Raw genomic sequence first — 17,392 nt, forward strand, 5'->3', positions numbered from 1 at the left:
CGACCCTTCATGGAGAGGTAGACACCGATGACAACCGCTACGAGCGATGACACGTACACGTTCGACAACGGCGCACCGGACGCCGTTCCCCAGATGCACGCGCTGGAGTCCTTCCTGGACCCGATCACGACACGTCGGCTGGCCCGCCCGGTGCTGGAGCCGGGCGCGACCTGCTGGGAGGTCGGGGCCGGTGGCGGCTCGATGGCCCGGCGGATGGCCCGCGCGGTCGGCGACGACGGGCACGTGCTGGCCACCGACATCGACCCCACACACCTCGTGGCCGAAGGCAACCTGCACGTACGCCAGCACGACGTGCGCACCGAACCGCCACCCGGGGACGCCTTCGACCTGATCCACGCCCGGCTGGTGCTGCTGCACCTCCCCGATCGACGGCGGGTCCTGCGCACCCTCACCGGCGCGCTGGCGCCCGGCGGGTGGCTGGTGGTCGAGGAGTTCGACTGCACAGCGCCGCAGCAGGTGCTGACCGCGCCCAGCGACGACGCCGCGAAGCTCTTCGCGCAGGTCATGGACGCCATGATGGGTGTCCTGGAGGACCACGGCGCCGACCTGGGGTGGGCGCAGGACGTACACACCGAGATGGCCCTCGCCGGTCTGACCGACCTGGACACCATCACCCACTCGCAGAGCTGGGCCGGCGGCTCGACCGGAACCTCGCTCTACGAGACCAACTCCCGCCAGTTGGAACCGGACCTGCTGGCGGCTGGGCTGTCGCCCAACCAACTGAACGCCTTCCGGCGGCTGCTCCGTGACCCCGGATTCGCCGTCATGTCCTACCACTTCGTCTCCACGCGGGGCCACCTACCGAGCTGAGCAGGTGGACCACCGCGCGGAGCGCGGTCACGCCGTCCTTACCTCTCCCGTGCGCAGCACCTCCCCCCCGCTGCGCGCCGGACAGCTCTACGACGGCGTCGACCGCACCGGCCGGGCTCCCCGCGAGGGAGCCCGGCCGGCCCGTGCCCGTGGTGCCTGTCGGCAGGCCGGGTCCGGTCCCTCGCTCACCGAGGAAGCGTCTCCTGGTCAGCCAGGACAATCAGGTCGTCGGGGTGGGCCGACAGTGGTGCCGTCGCCCCGTCGAGCCACACGAGATAGCCCACCGGCGGACCTGACCGACCCCACCGGGCACCGATGATCGTGGCCGTCCGCCCGTGGTGCGGCTGCGTGAGCAGGCGTACGCGGGTGCCCGGCGCGTGTCCGTCGTCGGCGACGATGAGCAGCGCGTCGAGGATCTGCCGGACACCGGCGACAGGCAGCCCCGGTACGTACGGCTCGCCCGCGTACCCCAGACGCGGCGTCATCATCGTGCTCAACAGCGCGGTCTGTCGGATCGCCTCCTGGCGGACCTGCCCGTCCACGCTGCGTTCGGCCACGGTCAGCGCCCCTTGGATGCTCGACCAGAGGGCCAGGGGCTCCTGGTCGAGCAGGCGGCGGGCCTCCCGGTCGATTTCGGCGCAGGCCGTGTCGAGCGCGGTGTCCTCGCCGAGTTCCGCGATCCAGGCGAGGTCCCCCACCTCGGGCAGCAACCCTGGCGACTCGGCCACGATCACGATGTACAGCATCGCGAGTAGTTCCTCGCGGCCCTCACCGTGATAGAGCGAGCCCACCCCGCTGCCGGTACGCCCACGGCTGGGCGGAAACCGCTCGACGAGGTGCCGCGCGCGGCCATGAGGCAGGACCGCGGCCCGCCTGCTGTCCAACACCCGCTCCTCGAACGACCGCCGCTCACGACGTTCGACGAGCAGTTGGCGATGCGGGTCGAACCCGATCGGATAGATCGTCCGCCCGTACCTGGAAAGGGTTTCGCCGGGCCAAAGGCCGACCGCCTCAAGTTGCCGGGCAGCCTCCGAGTAGGCGACACCAGCCCGAGCGGCATGTTCACGGATGGCGCGCTTGCGGGCGCGCCCCGGGGCCGGGGTCCGTCGGGGGGTGGAATCAGACATGACGCCTCCGGTGCAGCCCCACGCACTCCACCGAACGGGCGGCGTGACCGGCACGCCGGAAGTCGACACATCGGCGCGGAGTCGGAGACTCTTGGCCCCAAGCATGTGGTCAGGCGTGGGCCGCCACATCGGGCGCTGGCAGGCGCTCTGCCGTGGCCAGCATATCGTGACGCCGGCCGTCGGTGTGGATGTGCACATCCTGGCCGCCCTCCCTCTCGGCCCCGGTGTCAGCCCGTGTCAGCCGGTGTCGGTGGCGTGTCGGGGCGGTGTCAGCGGGCCCGCGCAGACTGGGCGCATGACAGCTGACCTGGTGATCGAGGCCGAGGGCCTCGTGAAGACATTTGGGAAGACGAGGGCGCTACAGGGCGTGGACCTCGCCGTACCCCGCGGCACGGTGCTCGGGGTGCTGGGGCCCAACGGCGCCGGCAAGACCACCGCGGTGCGCATCCTTTCAACACTGCTCACCCCGGACGGCGGGACCGCCCGAATCGCCGGTTTCGACGTGGTACGGGACGCCGAGCGCGTTCGGCAGAGTATCGGCCTCACCGGCCAGTACGCCTCGGTCGACGAGGACCTGACCGGGCGGCAGAACCTGGAGCTGTTCGGCACCCTGCTGGAGCTGGGTCGCACCGGCGCCCGGCGACGGGCGGCCGAGTTGCTCGACTGGTTCGACCTGACCGATGCCGCGAACCGTCAGGCCAAGACCTACTCCGGGGGCATGCGGCGACGGCTGGACCTGGCCGCCAGCCTCGTCGGCTCCCCCGACGTGATCTTCCTGGACGAGCCGACGACCGGGCTCGACCCGGCCAAGCGCGAGGACATGTGGGACGTGGTCCGAACGCTTGTCAACAACGGCTCGACGGTGCTGCTCACCACCCAGTACCTGGAGGAGGCCGACGCGCTCGCCGACGCGATCACGGTGATCGACCACGGCCGGGTCATCGCGCACGACACCCCCGAAGGCCTCAAGCGGGTGGTCGGCGGGCAGACCCTGGAGGTCCGGCCGTCTGATCCGGCTCAGCTGCCCCGCACCGCGGAGATCCTGACCCAGGTCGGCTCCGGCGCGCAGGCCGACGAGATCCGCAAGGGCGTGCTCGCGGTGCCGGTCACCGACGACGCGGCCCTGACCGAGAGCGTCGCGCGGTTCGCCACGGCCGGCATCGCGGTCACCGAACTCTCCCTGCACCTGCCGAGCCTCGACGAGGTGTTCTTCACCCTCACCGGGCGTACGGCATCGGAAGACGACACCACCCGCCCCACGGAGGTCGCGGCATGAGCACTCTGACCGACACAGCGCCCCCGAGAAGCCGCGCACTCTCGACAACCGCGCCGAATCCTCGGCCGTTCCGGCTGGTCCGGCACTCGTTGGCGCTCGCCAAGCGCAGCCTCATCAAGACCTGGCGTACGCCCGAGGCGCTCATCGACGTCACACTGCAACCGGTGCTGTTCCTCATCATCTTCGTGTACGTCTTCGGCGGCGCCGTCGCCGGCTCGACCCACGACTACCTTCAGTTCCTGCTGCCCGGCATCCTGGCGCAGACGATCGCGACCGGTGCCATCGCGATCGGCGTCAACCTCAACACCGACATCGCCAAGGGCATCTTCGACCGTTTCCGGTCGTTGCCGATCCCCCGCTCCGCACCACTGGTCGGCGCGGTCCTCGGCGACGTCGTCCGGTACGTCATCGTCACCGTGTCGACCCTCGCGATCGGCTACGTGATGGGTTTCCGGATCGACACCGACCCGTTCCGGGCGATCGCCGGGTGTCTGCTCGCTGTGCTGTTCGCGCTATGCCTGAGCTGGCTGCCGGTGCTGGTGTCGATGAAGGTGCGGACCGCGGGCGCTGTGCAGGGCGTGATGTTCGCGTTGATCATGCCGCTGAGCTTCGCGTCCAACGTGTTCGTCGGCGCCGACACCCTGCCGGGCTGGATGCAGGCGTTCGTGGACGTCAACCCGATGACCCACCTGGTGGCGTCGGTACGCGGGCTGTTCCTCGGCACCCCACTGGGCAACCACGTGTGGTGGACGCTCGCCTGGTGCGCCGGCTTCGTTGCGGTGTTCATGCCGCTGGCGCTGCGGGCGTACCGCAAGAAGATCTGAGTCAGGCGAGCAGGTCGTCCATCACCTCGCGGATCCGGCTGACGACCGCGGCGGGTGGCCGCTCGCGCCACGCGGCCAGCAACGGCTCACGCTGCTCCTCGTTCCCGAGGATGGCGTTGAGCCGTTCGCCGTTTTCAAAGGGGAAGAACATCTCGATCTGGTTGCCGATCCGCTTCGCGAGTACGGCCAGCTCGCGGGCGGTGTCGACGTCACCCCGGTACGCCGCGAACTCCGCGCCGCCCGACGCCCACGCCCCGATCACCGGCAGGTCCCGCGAGGTCAGCGCGTCGTCCCGGGCGAGCGACAGCATCGCGACCGCCTGGACGGTCGCGTCGCTACCCGACACCCGCCCAACCTGGGCCACCCGCAGGTAGATGATCGCCGCCGTGACCCGGAGCATCACGCGCGGCTGCGGCTGCGGCCCGACCCAGCCGGCGAGGACGCGCGTCACCTCGTCGGCGTGGGCGAGCGCCTCGTCGTAGCGCTCACGCAGCCAGGCGAGGTGCGCCAGGCCGAGGAGCGCCTGCGCGGCGTCCATCTGCTCGGCCTGGCCCAGCGCGGCCGTCTCGCCCAGTCGCCGCTCCGCGTCCGCGTCGCCGCCCAGGGCGAGCTGCACGTCCAGCCGGACCCGGATCGACCGCGCGTCCTGCGTGGCGCCGACCAACTCCATGTGCCGGACGCTGCGGGTCAGCCACTCGGCCGACCGGGCATCCCCGCCCGGAACCAGGAACTGCCCGACGGCACCCGCCGCCATCGCCATGCCCCAGTGGTCGCCGGCGGCCTCGAAGCGGTGGTACGCCTGCTCGGCGTCGCCGATCGACGCCTCCGGCAGGCCGCCGTTCTCCCGTACCGCCGCGCGCGCGAACAGCCCCAGCCCCTGCACGTACGGGTCCGGGTGCGCGACCATCTCGGTCGCGCTCTTCAGGCTCTGCTCCAGATCGGACGCGTCGAAGCCGGGCAGCGCCGACGCGAGTGCAGTCAGCCGGGGCGACACCTCGGCGGGACGTTCGGCCTGGAGCGTCCGCAGGGCCCGCCGGGCGAGCACGGCGGGCCGCAGGTCGGCGCTGACGCCGGCGTTCACGCTGATCACCACGCACGTCCAGGCCAGCCGGTCGGCGTCGGGCAGCGGCCGGCCGCTGGCCGCGCCGCGCAGGATCGCCGACCGCAGCCGCCGCTGTGGGTCGTCGATGTGCAGCAGCCCGCGCGCCCAGGCGAGAACCTCCAGGTGCAGGCCCCGCACCGACCAGAGGTGAAACAACGCCCTTGCGACGTCGACGGCGGCGGGCTCGTCGTCCACTGCCATCGCCCACCGCAGGCCCGCTACCAGGTTGTCCTGTTCGGCGGCGCAACGGTGCAGCGCCTCGACCTGGCCGGGGCCGATGAAGCGGGCGGCCAATGCGACGGCCTGCTCCCGCGCCCACCGGACCAGGCCGGCCATGGCCTGATCCCGGGCGCCGGCCGCGTCCAGCCGGGCCTCGCCGTACTCACGGACCGTTTCGAGCATGCGGTAGCGCGGCGGACCGTCCCCCTCGACCAGGGTCAACAGGGACTGTTCGACGAGGGTCGCCAGGCCGCGACGGACGTCCGGGGCCTGCGCGACGGCGGCGGCGAGGTCCGCGGTGAACGGCGCGGGAATGACAGCGACCCGCTGGAGCAGGTCCCGGTCGGCCTCGGCGAGCAGTTCCCTGCTCCAGTCGACAAGCGCCCACAGGCTCGCGTGCCGCTCGGGCAGGCCGCGCAGGGCGTCGTCGAGCAGCGCGAACCGGTCGGTCAGCCCGGCGAGCACGTCGTCGATCGGCATGTGCCGCAGTCGCGCGGCGGCCAGTTCGAGCGCCAACGGCAGGTTGTCGAGCCGGTGGCACAGGGCGAGCGCCCGCTCGGTGTCCCAGGTCGGTACGGCGCCGCCGGCCCGTGCCCGAGACTCGACCAGCGCGAGCGCATCGGCGTCGGGCAACGCGGTCAGTCGGTGCACCAGCTCGCCGACCAGGCCCAGTGGGGCGCGGCTCGTCGCGAGCACCGCGACCTCCGGCGAGGCCGCCGCGACCAGGTCCGCGACGACGACGGCCACCGCGTCGAGCACGTGTTCGCAGTTGTCCAGCACCACCAGCCCGTCCAGATCGGGCGCGACGGCGCGCAGCCGCTCCTCGGGACTGAGGACCCGCCGTTCCAGACCCAGGTTGCCGCCGGTGGCCGTGGTGTCCGCGCCGCCGAGCGCGGCGAGCACAGTGGGCAGTACCTCGTCGGGCGAGCGCAGGCCAGCGAGTTCGATCACGCGTACCGCCCGCCCACCCGCCGCCGTGCGCCTGGCCACCTCGGCGGCGAGCCGGGTCTTGCCCGCCCCGCCGGTCGCCACGATCGTCACGACAGGTGTCTCGGCGAGCGCGTCGGTGACGGCCTTCACGTCCCGCTCCCGCCCGACGAGGGCGGCCATGGGACGGCGCCACGCGGCGGGCAGCGTGATCCGCGCCGGTTGCCGGGGCGGCGCCGCGACGGGCGGTGCGGTGAGTTCGCCGCGCAGCAGTGCCAGGTGGACGGTGGTGATCACGGGCGACGGGTCGGTGCCGTACCGGTCGGCCAGGTCGGCGCGCAGCCGCTCGACCACCTCCAGCGCCTCCGCCTCCCGCCCCTGCGCGGCCAGCACCCGGACGAGCAGGGCGGCCGACGGCTCGTCCGGCGGTGTCCGCGCGACGAGTCGGCCCAGGTCGACCTCGTCGAACGGGCCCACGCCGGCGAGTGCCGCCTGCGCGCGCAGCGCGGCGACCTCCGCGAACAGGCGGGTGTCCTCGGCGCTGACCAGCTCCGGCACCTCGGGGAACAGGGCCCTCGCCTGATCGGCCAGGGCACGGGCGGCACGGAGGTCGCCGCACCGGAGCACTGTGCCGGCCTGATCGACGAGCGCGCGCGCCTCGACCGCGTCGACGGTGATCTCCTCGGCGGGCAGCCGGTATCCGCCCGGCATGGCGACCACGGTCAGCCCGAGACGGCGCACCCGGGACACGAGCGCCTGGATGGCGCCGGTCGCGTCGTCGGGTGGCGCGCCGTCCCAGACGGCGTCCACGAGCAGGCTCACGGAAACCGCCCGTCCCCGCGCGTCGACGAGCGCGCGGAGCACCGCCGCGAGCCGCTCACCCCGAACGGGCTGGCCGTCGACGGCGAGTGGGCCGAGGGTCGCGATGTGCACGGACCCAGCATCCCCCACGCGCGCTCGGGCCCGACGACCACCGGTCCGGTAGGCCGGTCAAGGCCCCGCGACCGGCTTGACAGGCCGTCATTCGGTTAGGTTAGCCTAACCTCATGCAGAACGAGTTGGCGTCGGTCAACGGGGAGCGCAGCCTGTCCGGCGTCGACCTCCGGCTGGGCTATCACGGTGTGCCGGTGGTGCACGATGCGGTGATCGACCTCCGCCCGGGTGCCGTCACCGCACTGGTGGGGCCGAACGGCAGCGGCAAGTCCACCCTGCTCCGGGCTCTGGCCCGGCTGCACCCGATCGAGGCTGGAATCGTGCACCTCGCCGACGGCGTCACGGCCGCCAGCCTCGCGGCCCGGGAGTTCGCCCGGCGGGTCACACTGCTCGCCCAGAGCCGGCCGGTGCCCAGCGGCGTCACCGTCCGCGACGTCGTCGGCTACGGCCGCCACCCCTACCGGGGGCGCTGGCGCACCGAGGATCCGGACGGTCCCGCCGCCATCGCACGCGCCATGGACGTCACCGGCGTCGCCGCGATGGCCGACCGTCCCGTCGACGAACTCTCCGGAGGCGAGTTGCAGCGGGTCTGGTTGGCCACCTGCCTCGCCCAGGACACCCCGGTCCTGCTCCTCGACGAACCCACCACGTTCCTCGACCTGCGCTACCAGGTGGAGATCCTCGACCTGGTCCGTGACCTCGCGGACGATCACGGCGTCGCCGTCGGCGTCGTGCTGCACGACCTCAACCAGGCAGCCGCCGTGGCGGACGAGGTGGTCCTGTTGCAGCAGGGCCGGGTCCGCGCCACCGGCACCCCGGCAACGGTGTTCACCGAGAACGCCCTCACCGAGACCTACGGGATCCGCATCGAGGTGACCACCGATCCGATCAGCGGGCTGGTCACCACCCGCCCCGTCGGGCGGCACCAGATCCGCGCCCTGGTCTGAACCACCCCCATCCACAGCAGAGAAAGACCGTCATGACCCGTACCCGTTTCACCGCCCTCATCGCCGTCGCGGCCGCGCTGACGCTCGGCGCCTGCGGCACCACCGAGAACGCCGCGACCCCCGACACCTCCGCCTCGGCGGTCGGCGGCCCGGTCACCGTCACCGACAGCCGGGGCAAGGAGATCACCCTCAAGGCGCCGGCGACCAAGGTCGTCGGGCTTGAGTGGGGCGAGACCGAGTTGCTGGTCAGCCTGGGCGTCATGCCCGTCGGTGTCGCCGACCCCAAGGGCTACGGCACCTGGGTCACCTCCGCGAAGCTCGACCCGAGCGTCAAGGACGTCGGCGCACGCGGCGAGCCCAGCGTCGACGCGATCGTCGCCCTCCAGCCCGACCTCGTCGTGATGGAGGACGACCGGGGCGCCAACATGGTCAGTCAGCTCGAGAAGTTCGTGCCGGTGGTGGTCGCCAAGGGCAGTGACGCCACCGACAACCTCGGCCGGATGCGCACCGACCTCAACATGATCGCGAAGGCGGTCGGCAAGACCACCGAGGCGGAAAAGTTGCTCGCCGACTTCGACGCGGCCATCGCCGACGGCAAGAAGAAGATCGCCGACGCGGGTGCCGCCGGCCGACCGTTCGCCATCGCCGACGGCTGGAAGGAGGGCAGCACCGTCAGCATCCGGATGTTCGGCAAGGGCGCGCTGGTCTCCCAGATCGGCATTCAGCTCGGCCTCACCAACGCCTGGACCGGCAAGACCGATGAGGTGTGGGGCCTGGGCCAGACCGACGTCGAGGGCATGACGGTCCTCAAGAACCCGAACATGCACCTCTTCTACAACGCCTCCGACGGCGACGACGTGTTCGCCGACGGTCTCGCCGGCAACGCCATCTGGAAGTCGCTGCCCTTCGTGCAGAAGGGCAACCTGCACAAGATGCCCAACGGCATCTGGACCTTCGGCGGTCCGCTCTCGGGCAAGCAGTACATCGACGAGCTCGTCAAGACGTACACGGTGTGAGCGTGCTGATCGCGCCCCCACGCCCGGAGCCGGCCACCCAACCAGCTCCGGGCGGACGCCTGGCCGTGCCCCGCGTCGCCGGCGTCTTCGTCGCCGCGATCCTGCTGCTGCTCGTGGTCGGCGCGGTGCACCTCACCCAGGGCACCTCGAACGTCGGCGCCCTCGACCTGCTGCGGCTCGCCACCGGCGCCGACGACGAGGCGGCCCGCGTCCTGATCGCGTCCCGGCTGCCCCGGCTGCTCGCCGGGCTGGCCATCGGCGTGGCGCTCGGGTTCGCCGGGGCGGCGTTGCAGTCGATCGCCCGCAACCCGCTCGCCTCCCCCGACACCCTCGCGGTCAACGCGGGCGCCCACCTGGCGATCGTCGCCGTCGCCGCGTTCGGCGTCTCGCTGCCCGCGCTGCCCGCCGGCGGTCTCGCCTTCTGCGGCGGGCTGGCCGCCGCCGGCCTGGTGATGGCGATGTCCTCCGGTGGGCAGGCCGGCACCACCCGGCTGATCCTCGCCGGCTCGGCGACCGCGCTGGCGCTCGGCTCGGTGACCACCCTGCTGCTACTCCTGTTCGAGCAGGCCACCATCGGGTTGTTCGCCTGGGGGAATGGCTCGTTGGTGCAGAGCGACCTGACCGCGCTGACCCAACTCGCTCCGGTGATCGTCGGCGCCGCCGTCGTGCTCGTGCTGCTCGGGCACCGCCTCGACATCCTCGCCCTCGGCGACGACACCGCCACAGTGCTCGGCCTCGACGTGCGACGTACCCGGCTCACCGTCATGGTGCTGGCCGTGCTGCTCTCCGCCGCGGCCGTCACCCTCACCGGCCCGGTCGGCTTCGTCGGCCTGTGCGCACCGGTGATCGTCCGGCTGCTCGCCCCAGTGGTGCCGGGCGTGCACCGGCACCGCATCCTGCTGCCGTTGTCCGGCATCGCCGGAGTCATCATCGTGCTCGGCTCCGACGTGCTGCTGCGGGCCGTGATGGGCGGGCAGGCCGGGGTCGACATCCCCACCGGTGTGGTCACCACCCTGTTCGGCGCGGCGATCCTCATCTGGCTGGCCCGCCGGCACCGCGACGCCGGACCCACCCGCCGTCCGCCCGGCGGGCACGCGGCCGTCCGCTCCGCCGCCTTCCACCGCGGCGTCGTCGCCACCACCGCAGTCCTGACCGTCTGCGCCGTGGCGGTCGGCATGCTCGCCGGTGACACCTGGGTGCTGCTCGGTGACGTGGTCAACTGGGTCAACGGCACCACCGGGCCCGCGTACACCTTCGTGCTGGACCAGCGGTGGCCGCGCGTCGCCGCGGCGGTCCTGGCCGGCGCGGCGCTCGCGGTCGCCGGCACCACGGTGCAGGCGGTCTGCCGCAATCCGCTGGCCGAACCCGGCATCCTCGGCATCACCGCCGGCGCCGGGCTCGGCGCGGTCTCCCTGCTCACCTTCGTGCCGCTGGCCGGGGTGTGGGCCGTCTCCGGCGTCGCCGGGCTCGGCGCGATGGTGGCGTTCGCCCTGGTCTACGGCCTGGCCTGGCGCGGCGGACTGAGCTCCGACCGACTGGTGCTGATCGGTTTCGGCGCCTGGCAGGGCGGCATGGCTGTCATCACCTACCTGGTCGTCGCCTTCGATCCGTGGAACACCGGGAAGGCGTTGACCTGGCTGTCCGGCTCCACCTACGGTCGGATGCCCACCCAGGTGCTGCCGGTGCTGATCGCCCTGCTGGTGCTCACCCCGGCAGTGGTCGCCGCCCGCCGGGAACTCGACCTGATGGCGCTGGACGACGACACCCCCCGGGTGCTGGGCGTTCGGCTGGAACGCACCCGGTTGATCGCGCTCGGCGCGGCGGCGCTGCTCACCTCCACCGCCGTCTCGGCCGTCGGGGTCATCGGCTTCGTCGGTCTGGTCGCCCCGCACGCCGCGCGGGCGCTCGTCGGCGGGCGGCACTCCCGGGTGCTCCCGGTGGCCGCCCTGCTCGGCGCGGCGCTGGTCAGCATCGCCGACACCCTCGGTCGGACGGTCATCGCTCCGGCCCAGATCCCCGCCGGCCTGGTCACCGCCATGATCGGCACTCCGTACTTCGTCTGGCTGCTGTGGCGCTCCCGCGCCGTGGCGAGCACCACCCGGTAGAGCCGGCCCGAGCCGAGAGAGGCACCATGACCGAGACCCTGCCCATCGCCCCGTGGCGCGTGTTCGCCGTCACCGTCCGCGCGGTACGCCGACTGAGCCCGTCCTTCACCCGGGTGACCTTCACCGGGGCGGACCTGGACCGCTTCGCCGACAACGGGTACGACCAGCGGATCAAACTGGCGCTTCCGCTGCCCGGTCAGGACCGGGCGACCCTGCCGGACGGCGCGGACTGGTACGCGACGTGGCGGGCCCTGCCCGAGCATCTGCGCAACCCGATTCGTACCTACACCGTGCGGGCGGTCCGCCCGCACCTGGCCGAGGTCGACGTCGACCTGGTGCTGCACGGCGACAGTGGCCCGGCGACGCGCTGGGCTCGACGGGCTGCCGTCGGCGACGAGATCGCCCTGGTCGGGCCGGATGCCGGCTTCGACGGCAACCACGGCGGAGTCGAGTTTCGACAGTCCACCGGCGGCACGCTGCTGCTGGCCGGGGACGAGACCGCCGTGCCGGCGATCAGCAGCATCTGCGAGCGGCTCCCCCTCGACGCCCGGGGCACTGTCGTGCTGGAGGTGCCCGACGCCGCCGACGTGTTGCCGCTGGTCGCGCCGCCGGGCGTCGAGGTCCGCTGGCTGGCCCGGGGCGCCGACGGGTACGGCAGCCGGCTGGTGCCCGCCGTCGTCGCGGCGGCCGGGGAACTGCTGGCCCCCGGCGCGTCGGCGGCAGCCCAACCCGTGCCCGACGTGGACGTGGACACCGAGATCCTGTGGGAGGTGCCCGAGCAGGTGGCCTCGGCACCGCTCTACGCGTGGCTGGCCGGGGAGGCCGGCGTCATCCGTAACCTGAGCCGGCACCTGGTCGCCGAGCGGGGAATGGACCGGCGGGCAGTGGCCTTCATGGGCTACTGGCGGCTCGGTCACGCCGACGCCGACTGACAGCGCCGCGAGGCGCACCACGCCGGACGGCCGCGAGGTGCGTCGGAGGCCGTAAGGCGCGTACCGTTTCGGGTCGGACTTGGGGCGGGCCGGCTGGAGCCGGCACGGGATACGGGACGAGACAACGACGCATGACGGTGGACAACATTACCGAAAACGGTCAAGAGGGTATTGACCGAAGCCGGCTGGAGGCCTGCCTCAGCGTCTTCGAGGCGTTGGAGGCGCTGCCCTCCGACCACCCCGACGTGGTGCAGGTGCAGCGGGCCACCGCCCGGCTCTACAAGGTGATCAAGCAGCGGCGGCGGGAGGAGCGGCGGGACGCCATCCTCGCCGCCGATCGCGCAGTGACGGAGGCCACCGCCACCGGCGCTCCGGGGCGGATCGACGACGAGACGCAGGGCATTCCGCTCGCGTCGTCAGCGGCGGGCGAGACGGCGGGCTTCCTGCACAACCCGCGCGGCTGTTACGTCTGCAAGCAGCGCTACCGCGAGGTGGACGCCTTCTACCACCAGCTCTGCCCGTCCTGCGCCGCGCTGAACCGGGAGCGCCGCGACGCCCGCACCGACCTGACCGGCCGGCGTGCGCTGCTCACCGGCGGCCGGGCCAAGATCGGCATGTACATCGCGCTGCGGCTGCTGCGCGACGGCGCGCACACGACGGTGACGACCCGGTTCCCGCACGACGCGGTCCGCCGTTTCGCCGCGATGCCCGACAGCGCGGACTGGCTGCACCGGCTGCGCATCGTCGGGATCGACCTGCGCGACCCCGCCCAGGTGATCGCCCTCGCTGACGACGTCAGCAGCCAGGGCCCTCTCGACATCCTGATCAACAACGCGGCGCAGACCGTCCGCCGGTCCCCCGGGGCGTACGCGCAGCTCATCGCCGCCGAGGCCGCGGCCCTGCCGGACGGCCCGCTGCCGGAGCTGATCACGTTCGCCAAGCCGGACGGGCAGGGCGGCCCGGTGGGCAGCCTGACCGCCGGGCCACAGTCGACAGCGCTCACCCCGCACGCGCTCACCGCGCTGGCACTGACCAGCGGCTCGGCCTCGCCGGAACGGATCGCGGCGTCCACGGCCATCGACGCCGGAGGTCTCGTGCCCGACCTCGACTCGGTCAACAGCTGGGTCCAGCGGGTGCAGGAGGTCGACCCGGTCGAGCTGCTCGAAGTGCAGCTGTGCAACGTCACCGCGCCGTTCGTGCTGGTCAGCCGGTTGCGCCCGGTGATGGCCGCCGCGTCGGCCCGCCGCAAGTACGTGGTGAACGTGTCGGCGATGGAGGGCCAGTTCGGCCGCGGTTACAAGGGGCCGGGGCACCCGCACACCAACATGGCCAAGGCTGCGCTGAACATGCTGACCCGCACCAGCGCCGAGGAGATGTTGACCGACGGCATCCTGATGACCAGCGTCGACACCGGCTGGATCACCGACGAACGCCCCCACCCGACGAAGATGCGACTGGCCGACGAGGGCTTCCACGCCCCACTGGACCTGGTCGACGGCGCGGCCCGGGTGTACGACCCGATCGTCCGCGGCGAGCTGGGCGAGGACCTGTACGGCTGCTTCCTGAAGGACTACGCGCCCTGCGCCTGGTGATCGCCCCGCACGACGAGGATGATCGCCCGCACCATAGAGGAGAAGAACATGTCAGCTGACCGTGAATCGTGGCCGACGCTGGACGATCTGCTGCGCGAGGAAAACGAGCTGGAGCTCGCGGGCCTGTCCGAGACCGACGCGTACGAGCTGGGGATGCTCGCCGTCACCGCCGCGACCGAGCAGCGGCTGCCGGTCTCGGTGGGCGTGTGGCGGGCCGGGCGGCAGCTGTTCCACTGTGGCCTGCCGGGGTCGACGGCGGACAACGACGCGTGGCTGCGCCGCAAGGGGCGGGTGGTGATGCGGTTCGAGCACTCCTCGCTCTACATGGCCCGGCTGTGCCAGGACAAGCAGGTGACGCTGGCCGAGCGGTTCGGCCTGCCGGCCTCGCGGTACGCGGCCGCCGGGGGCGCGGTGCCCCTGCGCGTACGCGGCACTGGCGTGGTGGGCTGGGTCGGTGTCTCCGGGCTGCCGCAGCTGGACGACCACCGTTTCGTGGTCGACATCCTCCGCAAGCTCCCTCGCTAGAGGGTGCCCGGCGGCCTCGCTGGCGAGGCCGCCGGGTCACTCGCTCAGCGGGCGCGTCGGTTGGCGCGCAGGGCGCCCAGGAGCACGCCGGGGCGGGCCAGCGAGTGCGGGTGCTCGCGCATGGAGACGACGTCGTTGAACCGCCGCGCGGTCGCCACGTCCGTCACGGTCGCGGCGATGACCTGGCCGCTGGCCCACCGGGAGAACCGGTAGCCGCGCGGGTAGGGCCCGTCGACGTGGGGCAACGCCAGGTCCGCCGAGGTGGAGAGCGACCAGGCGGCGTCGACCACCACCTTCTGTAGCGCGAGGTAGTGGCGCGCGGGCGCCCTCAGGTCCGGGCCGGACCGAAGGTACGTCGACAGGCAGGCCGCGTGCAGGGCCGCCGCCGTCATGCCCTGCCCGTAGACCGGGTTGAACGAGGCTACGGCGTCACCGACGCTGATCAGGCCGGCCGGGAACCGCTTGAGCGCGTGGAAGTCCCGTCGCCGACTGTCGGCATGGTGGTAGGTCTGGACGTCGCCGATCATTTCCTGGTCGGCGACCTCGCCGAACTCCGGTGGGAACTGCTCGCGCAGGCGGCGGACGAAGTCCGCCGCGGTACGCCCCGGACGGTCGTCGCCGTAACCGGCCATCATGGCCATCCACCGGCCGTCCTCGATCGCGAAGAACGCGGCTCCGGCCACGTCCATCGCCATCCTCGGCGTGTTCAAAGCCAGCACGACAGTCGAGGCCGGGGTGACGTCCGGACGGCGGAACAGGGCTGTCGCGTAGTTGAGGTGCACTGTCATCCGCCGGGTGACCGGCCGGTCCCAGTCGGCCTGCTCCAGCCAGTCCGAGAGTCGGCTGGACCGCCCCATGGCGTCCACCACGAGGTCGGCGCGTTCGACACCGGGCACCCCGCCGACCTCACAGCGGACCCCGGTGACCGCGGTGCCGTCGAACACGAGGCCGGTGGCGCGGGCGGTGATCGTCTTGACGTTGGGCAGTCGGAGCACCTGCTGACGGATCAGGCCCTCCAGCAGCGGCCGACTGCCCGCCAGACTGTCGGCGTCGTCGGGGACGACGACCTTCAGCCGCCCGTCGAGGTAGTTGCGCCGGGCCGCGGGCGGCGCCTCGATCGCTCCGCGCGCCAGTGCCTCGTCGCGGAATCCGGGAAACAGCCGCTCCAGTTGGAAGAGGCCGCCGGGCAGCAGCGCGTGCAGCTGTGTCCCCTGGGGTACGCCGGGCCGCGCGCCGGCCACCTGCGGGTCGTCCCGATCGATGATGACGACGGTGTCAGCGTGGTCGGACAGCACCCGCGCGGCCAGCAGACCGGCGACACTTCCGCCGACAACGACGGCGGTGCCCATCGTCGGGGACGGCTGGTCAGGGGGTCGAGTCGCGTTCAGCTCTGCGAAGACCCGGGACGGGGAGAGGGACATCGTGCTCTCCAAGGGGGTAACGAGGTGTGTGCCCTCCCCGGTTACTGTCCGCGACCGTGCGCGGACAGACCGGTGGACGGTCGGTCGACGTGATGCCCGCCGATCGTCGCACAACCGCCTGAATGGCAACCGGCTGTGTCCGCCAGATGACCACCTGTTGGCCAATAGGTCGGACGAAGCCGACGTTCGGACGGGTCAGGTGGCACGTTGTCGGGCCGGCTGTCACGATCTCCGACATGCCCGTTGCGCGTCGTACTCTGCTCGGGGCCGGCCTGGCCGCCGCGACCTCCGCTCTCGCCGGTTGCCGCGACAACGGAGCGCCGAACCCCGGTTCGGCCGGCCCTGGCGACGCGGCGACCGGGAAGGGCGCCAGCGGCAGCCGGGTCGGATTTGGTGCGGCGGAAGACCCCGGGTCGCCGCCCAGGGCACCGGACGCAGGGGTCGGCGGCAACCCACCAGTGCGTCAGGCCCGCTACGCGCAGGACGTGACCGCTCTGCTCCGGCGACACCTGCCCGCGACCCCGCAGACCGTGCAACACAAGGGTTTCCCCGGTGCTGTCGCTCTCGTCCTGGTGGGCGGAAGGGTGACGGTGCGCACCGCTGTCGGTGAGGCGCTGCGTTATGAAGCGGGCCCGAAGCTGCTCGCGGTGAACCAGCGCATCGCGATGCGACCGGACTCCATCTTCGACCTCGCCTCGGTCACCAAGGTGTACACGGCCATCCTGCTGTTGCAGCAGGTCGACAAGGGGCGTGTCGACCTCGGCGCCCCGGTACGCGACTACCTGCCCGCCTTCACCGGCACCGGCAAGGAGCAGGTCACGGTCGAGATGCTGCTCACCCACACCAGCGGCCTTCCCGTCGGCGCCAAGGTCACCGGTCTGCCCGACAACGCGGCCCGCTGGAACGCCGTGCTCACCACGCCGCTGGTCTCCGGCGCCGTGCCGGGCAACACGTTCCGCTATTCCAGCGTCGGGCTCATGGTCGCCGGCAAGATCGTCGAGAAGGTCACCGGCCAGCGGCTCGACCAGGCGCTCAAGAGCAACCTGACCGACCCGCTCGGCCTGCGCGACACCGGCTTCAACCCGAACAGCTGGCTGTCGGCCGCCGCGAAGGCCAGCCGACTGGTCGCCACCGATGCCCGCTCGTCCCGAGGGCTGCTCCGTGGCGTCGTCCACGACGACGTCGCCAACCACCTCGGTGGCATCGCCGGTCACGCCGGTATCTTCGCCTCCGCGACCGATCTCGCGGCCATCGGTCAGCTGCTCCTCAACGAGGGCACCCACCAGGGCAAGCGGATCCTCGCCGCCGCGACGGTGCGCCGCATGCTCACCAACCACAACGCCGGCAAACCCGCCATCGACCCCGAGCGCCCCAACCGGACCTCGGCGCACGGCCTCGGCGTCGTCCTCGACCAGAGCTGGTTCATGGGCAAGCTCACCTCGGCCCGGACCTTCGGCCACACCGGATTCGCCGGCCCCTCGCTCCTGGTCGCGCCCGACCGCAAACTCGTCCTGGCGCTGCTCACCAACCGCGCGCACCCCAACTGGAGTTGGTCGAACCCCGACCCGGTCCGCGCCGCCGTCGGCGACCTGCTCGCCACAAAGGTCAACTGACC

At 72.3% G+C, this 17,392-nt stretch carries 13 protein-coding genes; 10 read left to right on the forward strand and 3 right to left on the reverse strand.

The window, feature by feature from the left end:
- Positions 1–27: 27 nt before the first annotated feature.
- Positions 28–831 carry a class I SAM-dependent methyltransferase gene (locus tag ACLJOK_RS13815; protein ID WP_410818841.1) on the forward strand — a complete coding sequence of 268 codons (804 nt, stop codon included), beginning with the start codon at positions 28–30 and terminating at the stop codon, positions 829–831.
- A gap of 185 nt (positions 832–1,016) precedes the next feature.
- Here the strand turns inward: ACLJOK_RS13815 and ACLJOK_RS13820 are convergent, their stop codons facing one another.
- Positions 1,017–1,958: a hypothetical protein gene (locus ACLJOK_RS13820; RefSeq protein WP_410818842.1), complete on the reverse strand. Its 942-nt coding sequence runs from the start codon at positions 1,956–1,958 to the stop codon at positions 1,017–1,019.
- A gap of 295 nt (positions 1,959–2,253) precedes the next feature.
- Between ACLJOK_RS13820 and ACLJOK_RS13825 the strand changes: the two genes are divergently transcribed.
- Positions 2,254–3,234 (forward strand): ATP-binding cassette domain-containing protein, encoded by a 981-nt coding sequence (locus tag ACLJOK_RS13825; protein WP_410818844.1) that lies wholly within the window; start codon positions 2,254–2,256, stop codon positions 3,232–3,234.
- Positions 3,231–4,058 carry an ABC transporter permease gene (locus ACLJOK_RS13830; protein WP_410818845.1) on the forward strand — a complete coding sequence of 276 codons (828 nt, stop codon included), beginning with the start codon at positions 3,231–3,233 and terminating at the stop codon, positions 4,056–4,058. Before ACLJOK_RS13825 ends, ACLJOK_RS13830 begins: the two co-directional genes overlap by 4 nt.
- A gap of 1 nt (position 4,059) precedes the next feature.
- Here the strand turns inward: ACLJOK_RS13830 and ACLJOK_RS13835 are convergent, their stop codons facing one another.
- Complete coding sequence (locus ACLJOK_RS13835; protein WP_410818846.1) at positions 4,060–7,239, reverse strand: BTAD domain-containing putative transcriptional regulator; 3,180 nt, start codon at positions 7,237–7,239, stop codon at positions 4,060–4,062.
- 113 nt (positions 7,240–7,352) lie between these two features.
- Between ACLJOK_RS13835 and ACLJOK_RS13840 the strand changes: the two genes are divergently transcribed.
- The 6 genes from ACLJOK_RS13840 (at position 7,353) to ACLJOK_RS13865 (ending at position 14,356) form a co-directional block, all read left to right on the forward strand.
- Positions 7,353–8,186 (forward strand): ABC transporter ATP-binding protein, encoded by an 834-nt coding sequence (locus ACLJOK_RS13840; protein ID WP_410818848.1) that lies wholly within the window; start codon positions 7,353–7,355, stop codon positions 8,184–8,186.
- 32 nt (positions 8,187–8,218) lie between these two features.
- A complete protein-coding gene (locus ACLJOK_RS13845) occupies positions 8,219–9,202 on the forward strand; it encodes an ABC transporter substrate-binding protein (protein WP_410818850.1) in 984 nt (327 codons plus the stop codon).
- A 5-nt stretch (positions 9,203–9,207) separates the two neighbouring features.
- Positions 9,208–11,307, forward strand: coding sequence for an iron ABC transporter permease (locus tag ACLJOK_RS13850; RefSeq protein ID WP_410819359.1), 2,100 nt, complete (start codon positions 9,208–9,210; stop codon positions 11,305–11,307).
- Positions 11,308–11,333: 26 nt separating this feature from the next.
- Positions 11,334–12,239, forward strand: coding sequence for a siderophore-interacting protein (locus ACLJOK_RS13855; RefSeq protein ID WP_410818852.1), 906 nt, complete (start codon positions 11,334–11,336; stop codon positions 12,237–12,239).
- Between the two features lie 131 nt (positions 12,240–12,370).
- On the forward strand, positions 12,371–13,831 hold the full coding sequence (locus ACLJOK_RS13860) for an SDR family NAD(P)-dependent oxidoreductase (RefSeq protein ID WP_410818853.1): 1,461 nt from the start codon (positions 12,371–12,373) through the stop codon (positions 13,829–13,831).
- 48 nt (positions 13,832–13,879) lie between these two features.
- On the forward strand, positions 13,880–14,356 hold the full coding sequence (locus ACLJOK_RS13865) for a heme-degrading domain-containing protein (RefSeq protein ID WP_410818855.1): 477 nt from the start codon (positions 13,880–13,882) through the stop codon (positions 14,354–14,356).
- A 44-nt stretch (positions 14,357–14,400) separates the two neighbouring features.
- On the opposite strand, the gene ACLJOK_RS13870 is transcribed toward ACLJOK_RS13865, so the two are convergent.
- Positions 14,401–15,777: an FAD-dependent oxidoreductase gene (locus ACLJOK_RS13870; RefSeq protein ID WP_410818857.1), complete on the reverse strand. Its 1,377-nt coding sequence runs from the start codon at positions 15,775–15,777 to the stop codon at positions 14,401–14,403.
- 236 nt (positions 15,778–16,013) lie between these two features.
- Between ACLJOK_RS13870 and ACLJOK_RS13875 the strand changes: the two genes are divergently transcribed.
- Entirely contained in the window at positions 16,014–17,390 is a 1,377-nt protein-coding gene (locus ACLJOK_RS13875) for a serine hydrolase domain-containing protein (protein WP_410818858.1), read from the forward strand.
- The last annotated feature ends 2 nt before the right edge of the window (positions 17,391–17,392 follow it).

This window comes from Micromonospora sp. 050-3, assembly GCF_046549335.1.
GTDB lineage: Bacteria > Actinomycetota > Actinomycetes > Mycobacteriales > Micromonosporaceae > Micromonospora > Micromonospora trifolii.